We start from the raw sequence: 14,696 nt of genomic DNA on the forward strand, positions 1-14,696 counted from the left end.
GGCAATACGGTGGTTGCTGTTCATGGTCGATCTTCCTTGAGAAGCATGGGAGTGATCGAGCATAGAAAGGCGGCAGGCTAAACCCGAGAGTGAAGGCTTTCCGTGGCCTGCCGCGACACCTGCTCCAGACGCTGCCGATAGGCCCCCGCCATCGCCTGGATCTGCGGCTGCTCGGCCTGCTCCAGGCTGACCACTGCAGCACGCAGGAAGTTGCCGTTACCCTGCTCCAGGGCCTTTTGCAGCCACACCAGCGACTGCTCCATGTGGCCTTGCTCGGCGAGGATCGCCGCATGGCTGAACTGCCCGCGAAAATCGCCGGCCTCGGCAGAAAGACGATACCAGTGCATGGCGGCGTGCCGGTCGGCCGCGCAGGCCAGCCCCTGCTCCAGGTAACGTCCCAGCAGGTTCATCGACTTGGCGTGGCCGGCGTGGGCGGCCTGCTGATACAGGTGCAGGGCCGCAGCATGGTCCTGGCCCACACCCCGCCCCGTGGCCAGCAGGTTGGCCAGGTTGTACTGGCCCCAGTCCAGCCCTGCGGCAGCGGCCGCACGGTAGTGACCGGCCGCCGCCGCCAGGTCGGCCTGCCCTCCCCACCCATGCTCCAGGCAGCGCCCGAGCATGTTGTGCCCCATCGCACTGCCCTGGCGGGCGGCAATGCCGAACCAGGTCCGCGCCAGTGCCGGGTCCTGCTCGATGCCACGCCCGTCGAGCAGGATCTGCCCCAGCAGCAGCTGGGCCTCGACAACGTTCTGCGCGGCAGCCGCCAGCAGGGCCTGGGCCGCCTTGCCCGGACTGTGTTCGATGAGTTGATGCAACTGGTCGATATCGACCTGTTCTTCGCGACGCAGGTTGAAGGTCACGGCTCAGACCTCTGCCCAGCGGCGCAGCAGGTTGTGGTAGGTGCCGGTGAGCTGAATCAGCGACGGGTGGTCGGGCACATCCACCGTGAGCTGCTGGATGGCGTTGTCCATCTCGAACAGCAAGGCCCGCTGGCTGTCCTCGCGCACCATGCTCTGGGTCCAGAAAAACGCCGCATAGCGCGCCCCGCGGGTTACCGGGTTGACCTTGTGCAGGCTGGTGCCGGGGTACAGCACCATGTCGCCTGCCGCCAGCTTGACCTGCTGCAGGCCATAGGTGTCCTGGATCTCCAGCTCGCCACCGTCGTATTCGTCGGGGTCGCTGAAGAACAGTGTCGACGACAGGTCGGTACGTACCCGCTCATGGCTGCCACGCGGCTGGCGGATGGCGTTGTCGATGTGAAAGCCGAAGCTGCCCCCTTCGCGGTAGCAGTTGACCAACGGTGGGAACACCTTGAACGGCAGCGCCGCCGACATGAAGCGCGGGTTGCTCCACAGGCGCTCGATCATCGCGCTGCCGATTTCCTTGGCCAGCGGGTGCGCCTCGGGCAGCTGCAGGTTGTGCTTGGCCTTGGCCGACTGGTAGCCCGCGGTGATCTTGCCGTCGGCCCAATCGGCCTGCTCCAGCGCCTGGCGAATACGCTGCACTTCTTCGCGGGTGAACAGGCCGGGAATGTGTAAAAGCATGGCGCAGGCACCAGGGGTCGGCTAAAGGGCGTCAATGGTATTGATTCTTATTGAACCAGTACAAGCCCCTTGCGAGGGGCGGGACGTTTCAGCAGGCATAAACCGCCACACAAAGGTGTAAAGAATGTAAATTCAGTACGAATAGCAATTGATCTCAATTGTTACTCATATTTGTTTACATTATATTTCGGCGCCTTCACACCTTGGGGACCTTCCGATGTCGCGCCATTACGTGCCTACCGCTGTCAGTTCACCACGCCTGCTTGCTTCTGCCATCGGGGTCGCGTTGAGCGCCACGTCCGCCGGCCACCTGGCCTATGCGGCCGACGCAGCCCCGGCCACAAGCGGCTCGATCGCGCTGGATGCCACCAGCATCAATGGCCAGGCCGATACCGCCAGCACCGACTACAAGGTCGAGAAGTCCTCGTCGCAGAAGTACACGGCGCCGCTGGTGGACATCCCGCGCAGCGTGACCGTGGTGCCGCAACAGGTCATCAAGGACACCAACGCCCTGACCCTGCAGGATGCCCTGCGTACCGTGCCGGGCATCACCATGGGCGCCGGCGAAGGCGGCAACCCGTCGGGCGATCGCCCGTTCATTCGCGGCTTCGACTCGCAAGGCTCGATGTACCTGGACGGCGTGCGTGACGTGGGCTCGCAGACCCGCGAGATCTTCGCCATCGAATCGGTTGAAGTGGCCAAGGGCCCCAACTCGACCATCGGCGGGCGCGGTGCAGCCGGTGGCACCATCAACCTGGTGACCAAGAAGGCCCACCTGGGCAACAGCACCGACGGTGCCTTCACCTGGGGCTCGGACCAGACCAAGCGCTACACCTTCGATGGCAACTACCAGTTCCTCGACACCGCAGCGTTTCGCCTGAACCTGATGAGCCACGAAAGCAACGTGGCCGGTCGCGACGAGGTCAACTACGACCGCTGGGGCGTGGCCCCGTCCCTGGTATTCGGCCTGGGTACCCCGACCCGCGTGAGCCTGGACTACTACCACGTGGAGAGCGACGACCTGCCGGATTCGGGCATCCCCTACGGCCTGCGCTCGGGCAGCACCGCCGGGCGCACCTCGGCCAACCCGGACAAGCCTGACGATGGCGGCCGCAGCAGCAACTACTACGGCCTGGTCGATCGCGACTTCTACAAGACCCGTGCCGATATCGCGACCATCGCCGTCGAGCACGACCTGAACGATGCGCTGACCCTCAAGAACACCCTGCGCCACGGCAACACCCTGCAAGACTTCATCTACAGCCAGCCCGACGACAGCAAGGGCAACATCCTCAACGGTGAAGTCTGGCGCCGCCCGAACAACCGCGTGGCCAACACCCGCACCACCACCAACCAGACCGACCTGTTCGGCGAGGTGTACATCGGCGGGTTCAAGAACACCTTCTCCACCGGTATCGAGCTGAGCCGCGAGGCCTCCACCAAGGAAGGCTACGACATCACCGGCTTCCGTTCCGGCAACTGCTCTTCGGCCACCGGCCAGATCCCGGGTGTGTGCACCTCGTTCCCCAATCCCAACCCGAACGAGGCCTGGGGCGGCGACGTGACCCGTACCGATGCCGGCGCCGACACCACCAGCAGCACCCGCGCCATCTACCTGACCGATACCCTGGAGCTGAACCCGGCCTGGCTGCTGACCATGGGCCTGCGCTACGACCACTTCGACACCAAGGCCAATACCAAGGTGGCGGGTGGTGCGACCAGCTTCAAGACCGAAGACACCAGCGAGTTCGTGACCGGCCAGTTGGGCCTGACCTGGAAGCCGACCGACAACGGCAGCGTGTACATCTCGTATGCGACCTCGGCCACCCCGGCCGGCGCTTCGCTGGGTGAAGGCAGCGACGGCAACCCGCTGCTGACGCCGACCACCACCAGCGACCTGAAGGCCGAAGAGACCACCAACTACGAAATCGGCACCAAGTGGGACCTGCTCGATCAGCGTCTGAACCTGACCGCCGCGATCTTCCGCACCGAGAAGGAAAACGCCCGCGTACTGGTCGATGCCAACACCTACCAGAACGCCGGCAAGAGCCGCGTCGATGGCCTGGAGCTGACCGCCACCGGCAAGCTGACCAATGACTGGCAGGTATTCGCCGGCTACACCTACATGGACGCCAAGCTGGTCGACGGTGGCGCGCAGTCGGTCGGCGGTGTGCTGGTGGACGGCTACAACGACGGCAACCAGATGCCCAACACGCCGAACAACAGCCTGACCCTGTGGACCACCTACAACGTCACGCCAAAACTCACCCTCGGCGGTGGTGCCTTCTACGTCGACGACGTGTTCGGCAACGTGACCAACAGCGTGATGGTCGATTCGTACTGGCGCTACGACGCCATGGCCAGCTACAAGCTGACCAAGAACGTCGACCTGCAGCTGAACGTGCAGAACCTCACCAACGAGGTCTACTACGACAAGGCCTACGCGGCGCACTACGCCAACCAGGCGGCCGGTCGCACGGCGCTGCTGACCACCAGCTTCCACTTCTGACGGCAGCTGGCAGGCCCGGCCCCGTTCACTTCGGTGATCGGGGCCTTTGTGTATCAAGGCATAATGCGCGGCGCATTCACGCAACCCGCAACACAAGGTGGTCGATGTGGTGAAGAAAAGCCTGTTTCAACTGCACTGGTTCTTCGGCATCACCGCCGGGCTGGTGCTGGCGCTGATGGGAGTGACCGGGGCAACCTGGTCGTTCCAGGACGAATTGCTGCGCCTGTTCAACCCACAGGTGCTCAAGGTGCAGGTGCGCGACGAAGGCGTGCTGCCGCCGGCCGAACTGGTGCGCCGCGTCGAGGCCGAACAGGGCGACAAGGTGTCGATGCTGTGGGTGAACGTGCGCAGCGACGAAGCTGCGCGCATCTTCTTCACCCCACCGCCGGGCGAGCGCCGCGGCACCCTGCGTTATGCCGACCCCTACACCGGCAAGCTGCAGCCCCCGGTCAGTGGCCAGGGATTCTTCGATCTGATGCTGCAGTTGCACCGCTTCCTCGCCATGGGCGACACCGGCCGGCAGATCACCGGCGCCTGTACCCTGATGCTGATCTTCTTCTGCCTGTCGGGGCTGTACCTGCGCTGGCCGCGTCAGGCGCTGAACTGGCGAACCTGGCTGACCCTGGACTGGGCGAAGAAAGGTCGTGCCTTCAACTGGGACCTGCACGCGGTGGCCGGTACCTGGTGCCTGCTGTTCTACCTGCTGTTTGCCCTGACCGGGTTGTTCTGGTCCTACGAGTGGTACCGCGAGGGGCTGAACCGGTTGCTGGGCGATGCACCGGCCGCAGGCGAACAGCGCAAGCGCGGCGAAGGCCGTGGCCGCCCGCCCGCACCCGGCAAGGATGCGGCGCCGCTGGTGGTGGACTACGACGCCATCTGGACCAGCCTGCAGGCAGCGGCCGGCCCGGGCCTGCGCACCTACAACCTGCGCCTGCCACCGGCCGGCGGCCAGCCCGCCACCCTGTTCTACCTGCTCGACAACGCCGAGCACGAGCGCGCGCTCAACACCCTGAGCCTGGACCCGGCCACCGGCGTGGTACGCAAGCACGATCGCTACACCGACAAGTCGTTCAAGGCGCAGTTGCTGGCCAGCGTGTATGCCCTGCATGTGGGCAGCTACTTCGGGCTCACCGGGCGCATCCTGGTGACCCTCGCCAGCCTGAGCATGCCGCTGTTCTTCATCACCGGCTGGCTGCTGTACCTGGACCGCAGGCGCAAGAAGCGCCAGGTACGCGAGGCGCGCAAGGGCCTGAACCCGGCCGGCGACACAGGCAACGGATGGCTGGTGGGGTTTGCCAGCCAGAGCGGCTTCGCCGAACAACTGGCCTGGCAGAGCGCCGGGCAACTGCAGGCGGCGGGCCTGGCGGTGCGCGTGCAGCCCCTGGCGACGCTGACCGAAACCGATCTGCAGCAGGCGCAACGCGCGCTGTTCGTGGTCAGCACCTTTGGCGACGGCGAGGCGCCGGACAGCGCCCGCGGCTTCGAGCGCAAGGTGCTTGGCCAGCCGTGGACGCTGGGTAACCTGAACTACGCCCTGCTCGCACTGGGAGACCGCCAGTACCCGCATTTCTGCGGGTTTGCGCGCAGCTTGCAGCACTGGCTGGAGGCTCGCGGTGCCACCGCCAGTTTCTCTGCCGTGGAAGTCGACAGTGCAGATCCTGCTGCCTTGCAGCAATGGCAGCAGCAATTGGCGGCATTGACCGGCGCAGCGCCGCTGTCTGCCTGGCAGCCGCCGCAGTTCAGCGCCTGGACCTTGACCCGGCGCGAGCTGCTCAACCCCGGCAGCCAGGGCGCACCGGTGTACTTGCTCGGTCTGCAACCGTCGCAGCCAGAGCGCTGGGATGCCGGGGACCTGGTCGATGTACTGCCGCGCAATGCCGGTTCGACGGTCAAGGCGTTGCTCGACAGGCTTGGCCTTGAGCCTCACACGCTTGTGCGTGTGGACGGCCTGGAGGAGCGCCTGGACCATGCACTGGGCGGGCGGCTGTTGCCGGCCAGCCGCGGCCACCTGATCGGCCTGCACGCGCAGGCGCTGGTGGATGCGTTGATCCCGGTGGCAGCGCGCGAATACTCCATCGCCTCGATTGCCAGTGACGGTGTGCTGGAGCTGATCGTGCGCCAGGAGCGTCATCCGGACGGCACGCTGGGCCTGGGCTCGGGCTGGTTGACCGAACACCTGGCGCTGGGCGCGAGCGTGAGCGTGCGGTTGCGCCGCAACAGCGGTTTCCATCTGCCGACGGCTCCGGCACCGATGATCCTGATCGGCAACGGTACCGGGCTGGCCGGGTTGCGCAGCCTGCTGAGGGCGCGAATCGTGGACAGCGAGCAACGCAACTGGCTGCTGTTTGGCGAGCGTAACCGGGCGCATGACTTCCTGTGCGAGGAGGAACTGCAGGGCTGGCTGGCAAGTGGTGAACTGGCGCGGCTGGACCTGGCGTTCTCGCGGGATCAGGCGCAGAAGGTGTATGTGCAGGATCGGCTGCGCGAACAGGCTGATGAGCTGCGCCGATGGCTGGCGGAGGGAGCGTCGATCTATATCTGTGGCAGCCTTGAAGGCATGGCGGCGGGTGTGGATGCGGTGCTGGCCGAGGTGTTGGGGGCTGAAGAGCTTGAGCAGTTGATCGAGCTGGGGCGGTACCGGCGGGATGTGTATTGAGCGTCACTCTTCGCCGGCAAGGCCGGCGCCTAGGGGGCTGGTGGATGCCCGTAGGCGCCGGCCTTGCCGGCGAAGGGGTCAGTGCAGGTCGAAGGTATCGGCATCCAGGTTGGCCGGGAACCGCGTGCGGTATGCGGCAAGGTCCGCCGCACTCAGCACCACGGTGAACACGCCGTCGGCCTCGCCGGCACTGAGCAGGCTCTCGCCCTGGAAGTCCAGCACCTGGCTGTCGCCGCTGTAACCAAAGCCCTTGCCATCGGTGCCCACGCGGTTCACCGCCGCCACGTAGCACAGGTTCTCGATGCCCCGTGCCGGCAGCAGGCGGTTCCAGTGCAGGCGCCGCGCCGCCGGCCAGTTGGCGGTGTACAGCAGCAGGTCGGTGTCCTGTGCATCGCGGCTCCACACCGGGAAGCGCAGGTCGTAGCAGATCAGCGGGCGCACCCGCCACCCCTTGAGCTCGAACTGCACCTGGCGCTCGCCGGGGGTGTAATGCTTGTGCTCGCCGGCCATGCGGAACAGGTGGCGCTTGTCGTAGAACAGGATCTCGCCGTCCGGGCGCGCCCACAGCAGGCGGTTGCGGTGGCTGCCGTCCTCGGCCTGGATGATCACGCTGCCGGTCACCACGGCATCGAGCTTCCTGGCCTGGCTCTTGAGCCATTTGTAGGTGGGGCCGTTTTCCGGCTCGGCCAGGCTTTCGGAGTCCATCGAAAAACCGGTGGTGAACATCTCCGGCAGGATGATCAGGTCCGCGCCGCGGGCCTGCTCCAGCAGCACCTCGAAATGCTCGTAGTTGGCCATGCGGTCCTGCCAGGCCAGGCTGGTCTGCACCAGCGCCACGGTCAGGTTGGGCAATGTACTCAGATCGCGCATAGTTTTTCCGCTGCCTGACGCAGCGTCTCCTCGCGTTTGGCGAAACACAGGCGCACCAGGCGCTGCTCGGGAATGGGTTGCTGGTAGAACACCGACACCGGAATGGTCGCCACGCCGTGTTCGCGGGTCAGCCATACCGACATCTGCACGTCGTCGAGGTCCGGGCGAATCGCCGAATAGTCCACCAGCTGGAAATACGTACCGGCCACCGGCTTGAACTGGAAGCGAGAGCCTTGCAGCAGGCCACAGAACAGGTCGCGCTTGGCCTGGTAGAACGCCGGCAGCTCTTCGACATGTTCCGGGTGCTCGGCCATGAAATCGGCCAGCGCCCACTGCAGCGGCGTCACGCCGCAGAAGTTGACGTACTGATGCACCTTGCGCAACTCGGCACTCAGGGCTGGCGGCGCGATCACATAGCCGGTCTTCCAGCCGGTCACGTGGTAGGTCTTGCCGAACGAACTGACCACGAAGGCCCGCGCGTACAGGGCCTCGTGGGCCAGCACGCTGGCGTGGCGCGCGCCGTCGTACACCAGGTGCTCGTACACCTCGTCGCTGAGCACATAGATGTCACGGTCGGCGATCAGCGCCGCCAGCTGGTCCAGCTCGGCACGGGTAATCAGCGCGCCGCTGGGGTTGTGCGGCGAGTTGATGACGATCATGCGGGTACGCGGGCTCAGCGCATCGCTGAGTTTCTGCCAGTCGATGGCAAAGCTGTCGGCGCCCAGTTGCACGTGCACGCAACGGCCACCGGCCAGTTCCACGGCGGGTTCGTAGCTGTCGTAGCAGGGGTCGAAGACGATGACTTCGTCGCCGGGGCGGATCACCGCGTGGATGGCGCAGAAGATCGCGGCCGTGGCGCCGGGGGTGATGGTCACCTCGTGGTCGGCATCGACCGTCACGCCATACTGGCGAGCGACCTTGGCCGCTACCTGCTGACGCAGGGCCGGCAGGCCGGTCATGGGGGAATACTGGTTGTGGCCGGCACCGATGTGCCGCCCTACCGCGTCCAGCAGCGCTTGCGGGCCGTTGAAATCGGGAAAGCCCTGGGACAGGTTCAGGGCGCCGGTTTGCACGGCGAGCTGGGACATGGTGGTAAAGATGGTGGTGCCGACGTTCGGCAACTTGCTGCTGATCATGGAGCCCTCTTTCCTGCGCGGTCAGGCTCCGAGCATAGCGGATTGGACCGCCAGGTTGTAGGAGCCAGCGTTGCTGGCGAAAGGGTAAGCGCGGTTCAGTTGATCCGCGCTGCCCATTTCGCCGGCAAGGCCGGCTCCCGCACCATCAGCGCTTGTCCTTGCGCTTCTTGGCCGACTTCTTGTGGTGCGACATCAGGCGGCGCTTCTTGTTGACCTGGCGGTCGGTCAGGGTGTTCTTGTTGCCTTCGTACGGGTTCTCGCCACCCTTGTACTCGATGCGAATCGGCGTACCGACCAGCTTGAGCACACGGCGGTAGGTGTTTTCCAGGTAGCGCGAGTAGGACTTGGGCACCTTCTCCACCTGGTTGCCGTGGATCACGATGATCGGCGGGTTGGCACCCCCCAGGTGGGCATAGCGCAGCTTGATGCGACGGCTGTTGACCATCGGCGGCTGGTGCTCGCTGACCGCGTCTTCGAGGATCTGGGTCAGGCGGCTGGTCGGCCAGCGGGTGACCGCCGACTTGAACGAGTTCTGCACCGACTGGTACAGGTTGCCCACGCCAGTGCCGTGCAGTGCCGAAATGAAGTGAATGTCGGCAAAGTCGACGAAGAACAGCCGGCGTTCCAGCTCGGTCTTCACGTAGTCACGCTCGCCCGGCTGCATGCCGTCCCACTTGTTGAGCGCGATCACGATGGCTCGACCGGCTTCCAGGGCGAAGCCCAGCAGGTTCAGGTCGTGGTCCACCACGCCTTCGCGGGCATCCATGACGAAGATCACCACGTTGGCGTCCTTGATCGCCTGCAGGGTCTTGACCACCGAGAACTTTTCGACTTCCTCGTGGATCTTGCCGCGCTTGCGCACACCGGCAGTGTCGATCAGCGTGTACTTCTCGTCATTGCGCTCGAAGGGAATGTAGATGCTGTCGCGGGTAGTGCCGGGCTGGTCGTACACGATCACACGGTCTTCACCGAGCATGCGGTTGACCAGGGTCGACTTGCCGACGTTGGGGCGACCGATGATGGCGATCTTGATGCCATCCTTCTCGCTGGGGCCAGGAATGCGCACGGCTTCCTCGCCCTCGGCGACGTTCATGTCGATCTCTTCTTCTTCCTTGTCCCGCGGGAAGTCGCTGAGCACAGCCTCGAGCAGGTTGTTCACGCCACGGCCCTGGGCGCCGGCCACGCCGATGGCGTTGCCCATGCCCAGGGGGGCGAACTCGGCAATGGCGGTGTTCGGGTCGATGTTGTCGATCTTGTTGGCCACCAGGAACGAGCGCTTGTTGCGCTTGCGCAGGTGCTCGGAAATCATCTGGTCGGCAGCGGTCAGACCGGCACGGGCATCGACCAGGAACAGCACCACATCGGCTTCTTCGATGGCCAGCAGCGACTGCTCGGCCATTTTTTCGTCCATGCCATGTTCGTCACCGGAGATACCACCGGTGTCGACCAGGATGTAGGAGCGCCCTTGCCAGCGCGCCTCGCCATATTGACGGTCACGGGTCAGGCCAGACAGGTCGCCAACGATGGCATCGCGGGTCCTGGTCAGGCGGTTGAACATTGTAGATTTGCCGACGTTCGGTCGGCCCACCAGGGCGATTACGGGAACCATGCGGCTCTCCACTGCTTGAATTCAAAAAATACAAAGGCCGCTGCAGTGCAGCGGCCGGAGTTCGGGCGGCGCCCCGAAGGCGCCGCAGCCCGAGGCCCGCAGGCCTCAAGCATAGACTCAGCGAATGGTCAGCGCCTCGAGTTTGCCGCTGTTGCCAAACACATAAATCATGTCACCTACCACCAGCGGGCGTGCACGCAGGCCATCGCTGTCGATGCGCTCGCGACCCACGAAGCGGCCGTCCACCTGGCTCAGCAGGTGCAGGTAACCTTCCAGGTCACCCACGGCCACGTAGCTGGAGAACACTTCCGGTGCCGACAGCTGGCGACGGGCCAGCGAGTCGTTGCTCCACAGCGCCGACGAAGAACGCTCGTCGATGCCTTCGACCGTACCGGACGCCAGGCTCACGTAGACGTTGCCAAAGCCCTGGGCCACACCGGCGTAGCTGGAGGCATCGCGCTGCCACAGCACGCGACCGCTTTCCAGCTCGAGGCCGGCGACGCGCCCCTGGTAGCTGGCCACGTACAGCACACCGCCCGACAGCAGCAGGCCGCCGTCGATATCCACCACGCGGTCCAGCTCGGAACGCCCTTGCGGAACGGCAACGCGTTGCTCCCAGACCGGCACGCCGTTCTGGGTGTCCAGCGCCACGACCTTGCCGGTCGAGAGGCCGGCCACGGCCAGGCGGTTGGTCACGATCGGCGCACCGGTACCGCGCAGGGTCAGTACAGCCGGGGTGCTTTCGTAGATCCAGCGGCGGTCGCCGGTGCTGGCATCCAGGCCGATCACGCGATCGTCCTGGGTCTGCACCACCACCACGTCACCGTTGGTCGCCGGGGGCGCCAGTACTTCACTGGTGACCCGCGCACGCCACTTTTCTTCGCCGGTGCTGGCATCCATGGCGATCACTTCACCCTTGAGGGTGCCGAGCATGACCAGGCCGTAGCCGACACCCACCGCACCGGATACCGGCAGGTCGAGGTCTTTCTTCCAGATCACGTCGCCGTTCATGCGGTCCAGCGCCATCACCACGCCGGTCACATCGGCGGCGTAGATGCGGTCGTTCTCGATGGCCGGGACGAGCATGTTGAAGCTCTCGCCCTGGCCGTCACCGATCGAACGGCTCCACTGCTTCTTCAGTACCACCTCTTCGGTGAACTTGGTCAGCTCGGCCGGCGGCAGTTCCTTTTTGCTGTTGCTGCTGCAACCAACGGCCAGAAGGGCCACGGCCAGCACTGCTGCATGTTTCCAACCGATCACGTCACGCATCCCCTTTGGCAAGGTCGTCGAGCTTGAGTTGCAGGCCACCGATCGCGGCGTCATCCGACAGCGCGGCCTTGGCCTTCTGATACGCGGCGTGAGCATCATCGGCGCGACCCAGCTGTACCAGCAGGTCGCCCTTGAGTTCTTCACGGCTGGCCAGGAAGGCCTTGTCGGCATCGCCATCGAGCAGCTTCAGGGCGTCATCGACCTTGTTCTGCGCGGCCAGTACACGGGCCAGGCGCTGACGGGCAATTTCGCCCAGGGTGGCGTCGGCCGGCTTGTCGAGCACGCTTTTCAGTTCGCTGGCGGCGTCGTCGAGCTTGCCGCTCTCGACCGCGACCTTGGCCACGAACAGGCTGGCGTACTGCGCGTAGGCCGTGCCGCCGAACTCGCTCTTGAGCTTGCCCGACAGGTCCGCGACCTGGGCCATGTCCGGCTGGCCGGTCGGCGTCAGGGTGGTTTCAAGCAGGGCCTGATAAAGGTTCGAAGCACCTTGGGACTGGTTGCCCTGGTACTTCTGCCAGGTCTGCCAGCCCAACACTACCACCAGCGCCAACAGGCCACCGGTCAGCAGTGGTTTGCCGTTGCGCTGCCACCAATCCTTGAATGCGGCCAGTTGTTCATCATCGCTACTCGACACCCCAATACTCCTTTTCACCAAATCGGCTGTTGACCCGCTTCACGCCTGCGCGAGGGAAGCTTCCAGGTGCTCGGCCAGAGCATCCCAGGCAATGTTTTGTTGTTCGCCCTGACCACGCAGGGGTTTGAAACCTACCACTTGTTGCGCCAGTTCGTCGTCCCCCAGGATCAAGGCATACAGAGCGTTGCTCTTGTCGGCCTTCTTGAACTGGCTCTTGAAGCTGCCGCCACCGGCATTGACCTGCAGGCGCAAGCCCGGCAGGCGGTCACGCAGACGCTCGCTCAGGGCCAGCCCGGCGAGTTCGGCCTGTTCGCCAAAGGCGCACAGGTAGACGTCGATCTGACGCGAAATCGACTCGGGCACCTGGCCCAGGGTCTCGATCAGCAGCAGCAGACGCTCGATGCCCATGGCAAAACCCACGCCCGGGGTCGGCTTGCCGCCCATCTGCTCGACCAGGCCGTCGTAGCGGCCACCGGCACATACGGTGCCCTGGGAACCGAGCTTGTCGGTGACCCACTCGAACACGGTCTTGCTGTAGTAGTCCAGGCCACGCACCAGCTTGGTGTTGATCACGAACGGAATGCCGGCGGCGTCCAGACGAGCCTTGAGGCCCTCGAAGTGCACGCGCGATTCTTCGTCCAGGTAGTCTTCGAGCTTCGGTGCACCCACCAGCGCCGCCTGGGTGTTGGCGTCCTTGCTGTCGAGGATGCGCAGCGGGTTGGTCTTGAGGCGACGTTGGCTGTCTTCGTCCAGTTGCTCCAGGCGCGCCGAGAGGAACTCGACCAGCGCGTCACGGTAACGGCCGCGGGCTTCGCTGGTACCCAGGCTGTTGAGTTCGAGCTTGACCGCATCGCGGATGCCCAGCAGGCCCCACAGGCGCCAGGTGAGCACGATCAGCTCGGCGTCGATGTCCGGGCCATCGAGGTTGAACACCTCCAGGCCGATCTGGTGGAACTGGCGATAGCGGCCCTTCTGCGGGCGCTCGTGGCGGAACATCTGGCCGATGTACCAGAGCTTCTGCACCTGGCCACCACCGCTGATGCCGTGTTCGAGCACGGCGCGCACACAGGCGGCGGTGCCTTCGGGGCGCAGGGTCAGGGAGTCGCCGTTGCGGTCGGCGAAGGTGTACATCTCTTTTTCGACGATGTCGGTCACTTCACCGATGGAACGCTTGAACAGCTCGGTCGGCTCGACGATCGGGGTGCGGATCTGGCGATAGCCGTAGGTGTCCAGCAGGCCGGCCACGGTGCTCTCGAAATAGCGCCACAGCGGGGTCTGCTCGGGCAGGATGTCGTTCATGCCACGAATGGCTTGCAGCGATTTGCTCACGGTAAATCCTTAACGAAATCGGTGTCGGTCAACCGCGGGCAATCACTGCCGCGTCGGCCTCGGCCTTCTCGGCCGCTTTCTGGCGGATGAGTTTTTCCAGCTCATCCACCAGGTTGTCATTGGTCAGCTTCTGCGCCGGCTTGCCATCGATGTAGATCAGGTTCGGCGTGCCGCCGGTGAGCCCCACGTGGGCTTCCTTGGCTTCGCCGGGGCCGTTGACCACACAGCCGATCACCGCCACGTCCAGCGGTACCAGCAGGTCTTCGAGGCGCCCTTCGAGCTCGTTCATGGTCTTGACCACATCGAAGTTCTGCCGCGAGCAGCTCGGGCAGGCGATGAAGTTGATGCCACGCGAACGCAGGTGCAGCGACTTGAGGATGTCGTAGCCGACCTTCACTTCCTCGACCGGGTCGGCGGCAAGCGAGATGCGGATAGTATCGCCAATCCCTTCGGCAAGCAGCATACCGAGGCCCACGGCCGATTTCACCGTGCCCGAGCGCAGGCCGCCGGCTTCGGTGATGCCCAGGTGCAGCGGCTGCACGATCTGCTTGGCCAGCAGGCGATAGGCCTCGACGGCCATGAACACGTCGGAGGCCTTCACGCTGACCTTGAAGTCCTGGAAGTCCAGGCGATCGAGGTGCTCCACATGACGCATGGCCGACTCGACCAGCGCCGCCGGGGTGGGCTCGCCGTACTTCTTCTGCAGGTCCTTTTCCAGGGAGCCGGCGTTGACGCCGATACGGATAGGGATGCCGCGATCACGCGCGGCATCCACCACCGCGCGCACGCGGTCTTCACGGCCGATGTTGCCGGGGTTGATGCGCAGGCAGTCCACACCCAGCTCGGCCACGCGCAAGGCGATGCGGTAGTCGAAGTGGATATCGGCCACCAGCGGCACGCTGACCCGCTGCTTGATGCGGCCGAAGGCTTCGGCCGCGTCCATGTCCGGTACCGAGACGCGCACGATGTCGACGCCGGCATCCACCAGGCGGGTGATCTGTGCGACGGTGGCATCGACGTCGTTGGTGTCGGTGTTGGTCATGCTCTGGACGGCGATGGGTGCATCGCCGCCGACAGGCACATTACCTACCCAGATTTTGCGCGATTCGCGACGTTTGATCGGAGATTCGCCGTGCATGA

The 14,696-nt window shown here is 64.9% G+C and carries 11 protein-coding genes; 2 read left to right on the forward strand and 9 right to left on the reverse strand.

Going from position 1 to position 14,696, the window contains the following annotated elements; all coding sequences use genetic code 11:
* Window positions 1–77 precede the first annotated feature (77 nt).
* Both DN388_RS06090 and DN388_RS06095 read right to left on the reverse strand, forming a co-directional pair.
* Entirely contained in the window at window positions 78–860 is a 783-nt protein-coding gene (locus DN388_RS06090; RefSeq protein ID WP_254997677.1) for a tetratricopeptide repeat protein, read from the reverse strand.
* A 3-nt stretch (window positions 861–863) separates the two neighbouring features.
* Complete coding sequence (locus DN388_RS06095; protein ID WP_043862512.1) at window positions 864–1,544, reverse strand: Fe2+-dependent dioxygenase; 681 nt, start codon at window positions 1,542–1,544, stop codon at window positions 864–866.
* Between the two features lie 217 nt (window positions 1,545–1,761).
* On the opposite strand from DN388_RS06095, the gene DN388_RS06100 reads away from it, so the two are divergent.
* Together DN388_RS06100 and DN388_RS06105 are read left to right on the forward strand one after the other, a co-directional pair.
* The gene (locus DN388_RS06100; RefSeq protein ID WP_254997681.1) at window positions 1,762–4,053 is read left to right on the forward strand and encodes a TonB-dependent siderophore receptor; all 2,292 of its coding nucleotides are present in this window, start codon (window positions 1,762–1,764) and stop codon (window positions 4,051–4,053) included.
* Between the two features lie 106 nt (window positions 4,054–4,159).
* Entirely contained in the window at window positions 4,160–6,709 is a 2,550-nt protein-coding gene (locus tag DN388_RS06105; RefSeq protein ID WP_254997684.1) for a sulfite reductase flavoprotein subunit alpha, read from the forward strand.
* Between the two features lie 78 nt (window positions 6,710–6,787).
* Here DN388_RS06105 and DN388_RS06110 read toward each other — a convergent pair whose 3' ends face one another.
* The 7 genes from DN388_RS06110 to ispG all read right to left on the reverse strand — a co-directional run bounded on the left by DN388_RS06110 (window position 6,788) and on the right by ispG (window position 14,694).
* The gene (locus DN388_RS06110) at window positions 6,788–7,579 is read right to left on the reverse strand and encodes an amidohydrolase (RefSeq protein ID WP_043862515.1); all 792 of its coding nucleotides are present in this window, start codon (window positions 7,577–7,579) and stop codon (window positions 6,788–6,790) included.
* Window positions 7,567–8,715 carry a pyridoxal phosphate-dependent aminotransferase gene (locus tag DN388_RS06115; protein ID WP_043862516.1) on the reverse strand — a complete coding sequence of 383 codons (1,149 nt, stop codon included), beginning with the start codon at window positions 8,713–8,715 and terminating at the stop codon, window positions 7,567–7,569. Before DN388_RS06115 ends, DN388_RS06110 begins: the two co-directional genes overlap by 13 nt.
* 145 nt (window positions 8,716–8,860) lie before the next feature.
* Entirely contained in the window at window positions 8,861–10,324 is a 1,464-nt protein-coding gene (gene der, locus DN388_RS06120; RefSeq protein ID WP_043862517.1) for a ribosome biogenesis GTPase Der, read from the reverse strand.
* A gap of 117 nt (window positions 10,325–10,441) precedes the next feature.
* On the reverse strand, window positions 10,442–11,593 hold the full coding sequence (gene bamB / locus DN388_RS06125; protein ID WP_054916600.1) for an outer membrane protein assembly factor BamB: 1,152 nt from the start codon (window positions 11,591–11,593) through the stop codon (window positions 10,442–10,444).
* Window positions 11,586–12,227, reverse strand: coding sequence for a tetratricopeptide repeat protein (locus DN388_RS06130; RefSeq protein ID WP_043862519.1), 642 nt, complete (start codon window positions 12,225–12,227; stop codon window positions 11,586–11,588). The genes bamB and DN388_RS06130 overlap by 8 nt, the downstream gene beginning before the upstream one ends.
* A 39-nt stretch (window positions 12,228–12,266) precedes the next feature.
* Complete coding sequence (gene hisS, locus DN388_RS06135) at window positions 12,267–13,556, reverse strand: histidine--tRNA ligase (RefSeq protein WP_054916601.1); 1,290 nt, start codon at window positions 13,554–13,556, stop codon at window positions 12,267–12,269.
* Window positions 13,557–13,584: 28 nt separating this feature from the next.
* Window positions 13,585–14,694, reverse strand: a complete 1,110-nt coding sequence (ispG, locus tag DN388_RS06140) for a flavodoxin-dependent (E)-4-hydroxy-3-methylbut-2-enyl-diphosphate synthase (RefSeq protein WP_043862521.1) — start codon at window positions 14,692–14,694, stop codon at window positions 13,585–13,587.
* Between the last annotated feature and the right edge of the window lie 2 nt (window positions 14,695–14,696).

This window comes from Pseudomonas sp. S12(2018), from assembly GCF_024355235.1.
Classification (GTDB): Bacteria; Pseudomonadota; Gammaproteobacteria; order Pseudomonadales; family Pseudomonadaceae; genus Aquipseudomonas; species Aquipseudomonas palmensis.

What these genes read in the sequence shown, in the direction of transcription:
- DN388_RS06115 (WP_043862516.1), bottom strand. Translation starts at nt 8,715, where the DNA reads ATGATCAGCAGCAAGTTGCCGAACGTCGGCACCACCATCTTTACCACC.
- der (WP_043862517.1), bottom strand. Translation starts at nt 10,324, where the DNA reads ATGGTTCCCGTAATCGCCCTGGTGGGCCGACCGAACGTCGGCAAATCT.
- DN388_RS06100 (WP_254997681.1), top strand. Translation starts at nt 1,762, where the DNA reads ATGTCGCGCCATTACGTGCCTACCGCTGTCAGTTCACCACGCCTGCTT.
- ispG (WP_043862521.1), bottom strand. Translation starts at nt 14,694, where the DNA reads ATGCACGGCGAATCTCCGATCAAACGTCGCGAATCGCGCAAAATCTGG.
- bamB (WP_054916600.1), bottom strand. Translation starts at nt 11,593, where the DNA reads ATGCGTGACGTGATCGGTTGGAAACATGCAGCAGTGCTGGCCGTGGCC.
- DN388_RS06095 (WP_043862512.1), bottom strand. Translation starts at nt 1,544, where the DNA reads ATGCTTTTACACATTCCCGGCCTGTTCACCCGCGAAGAAGTGCAGCGT.
- DN388_RS06110 (WP_043862515.1), bottom strand. Translation starts at nt 7,579, where the DNA reads ATGCGCGATCTGAGTACATTGCCCAACCTGACCGTGGCGCTGGTGCAG.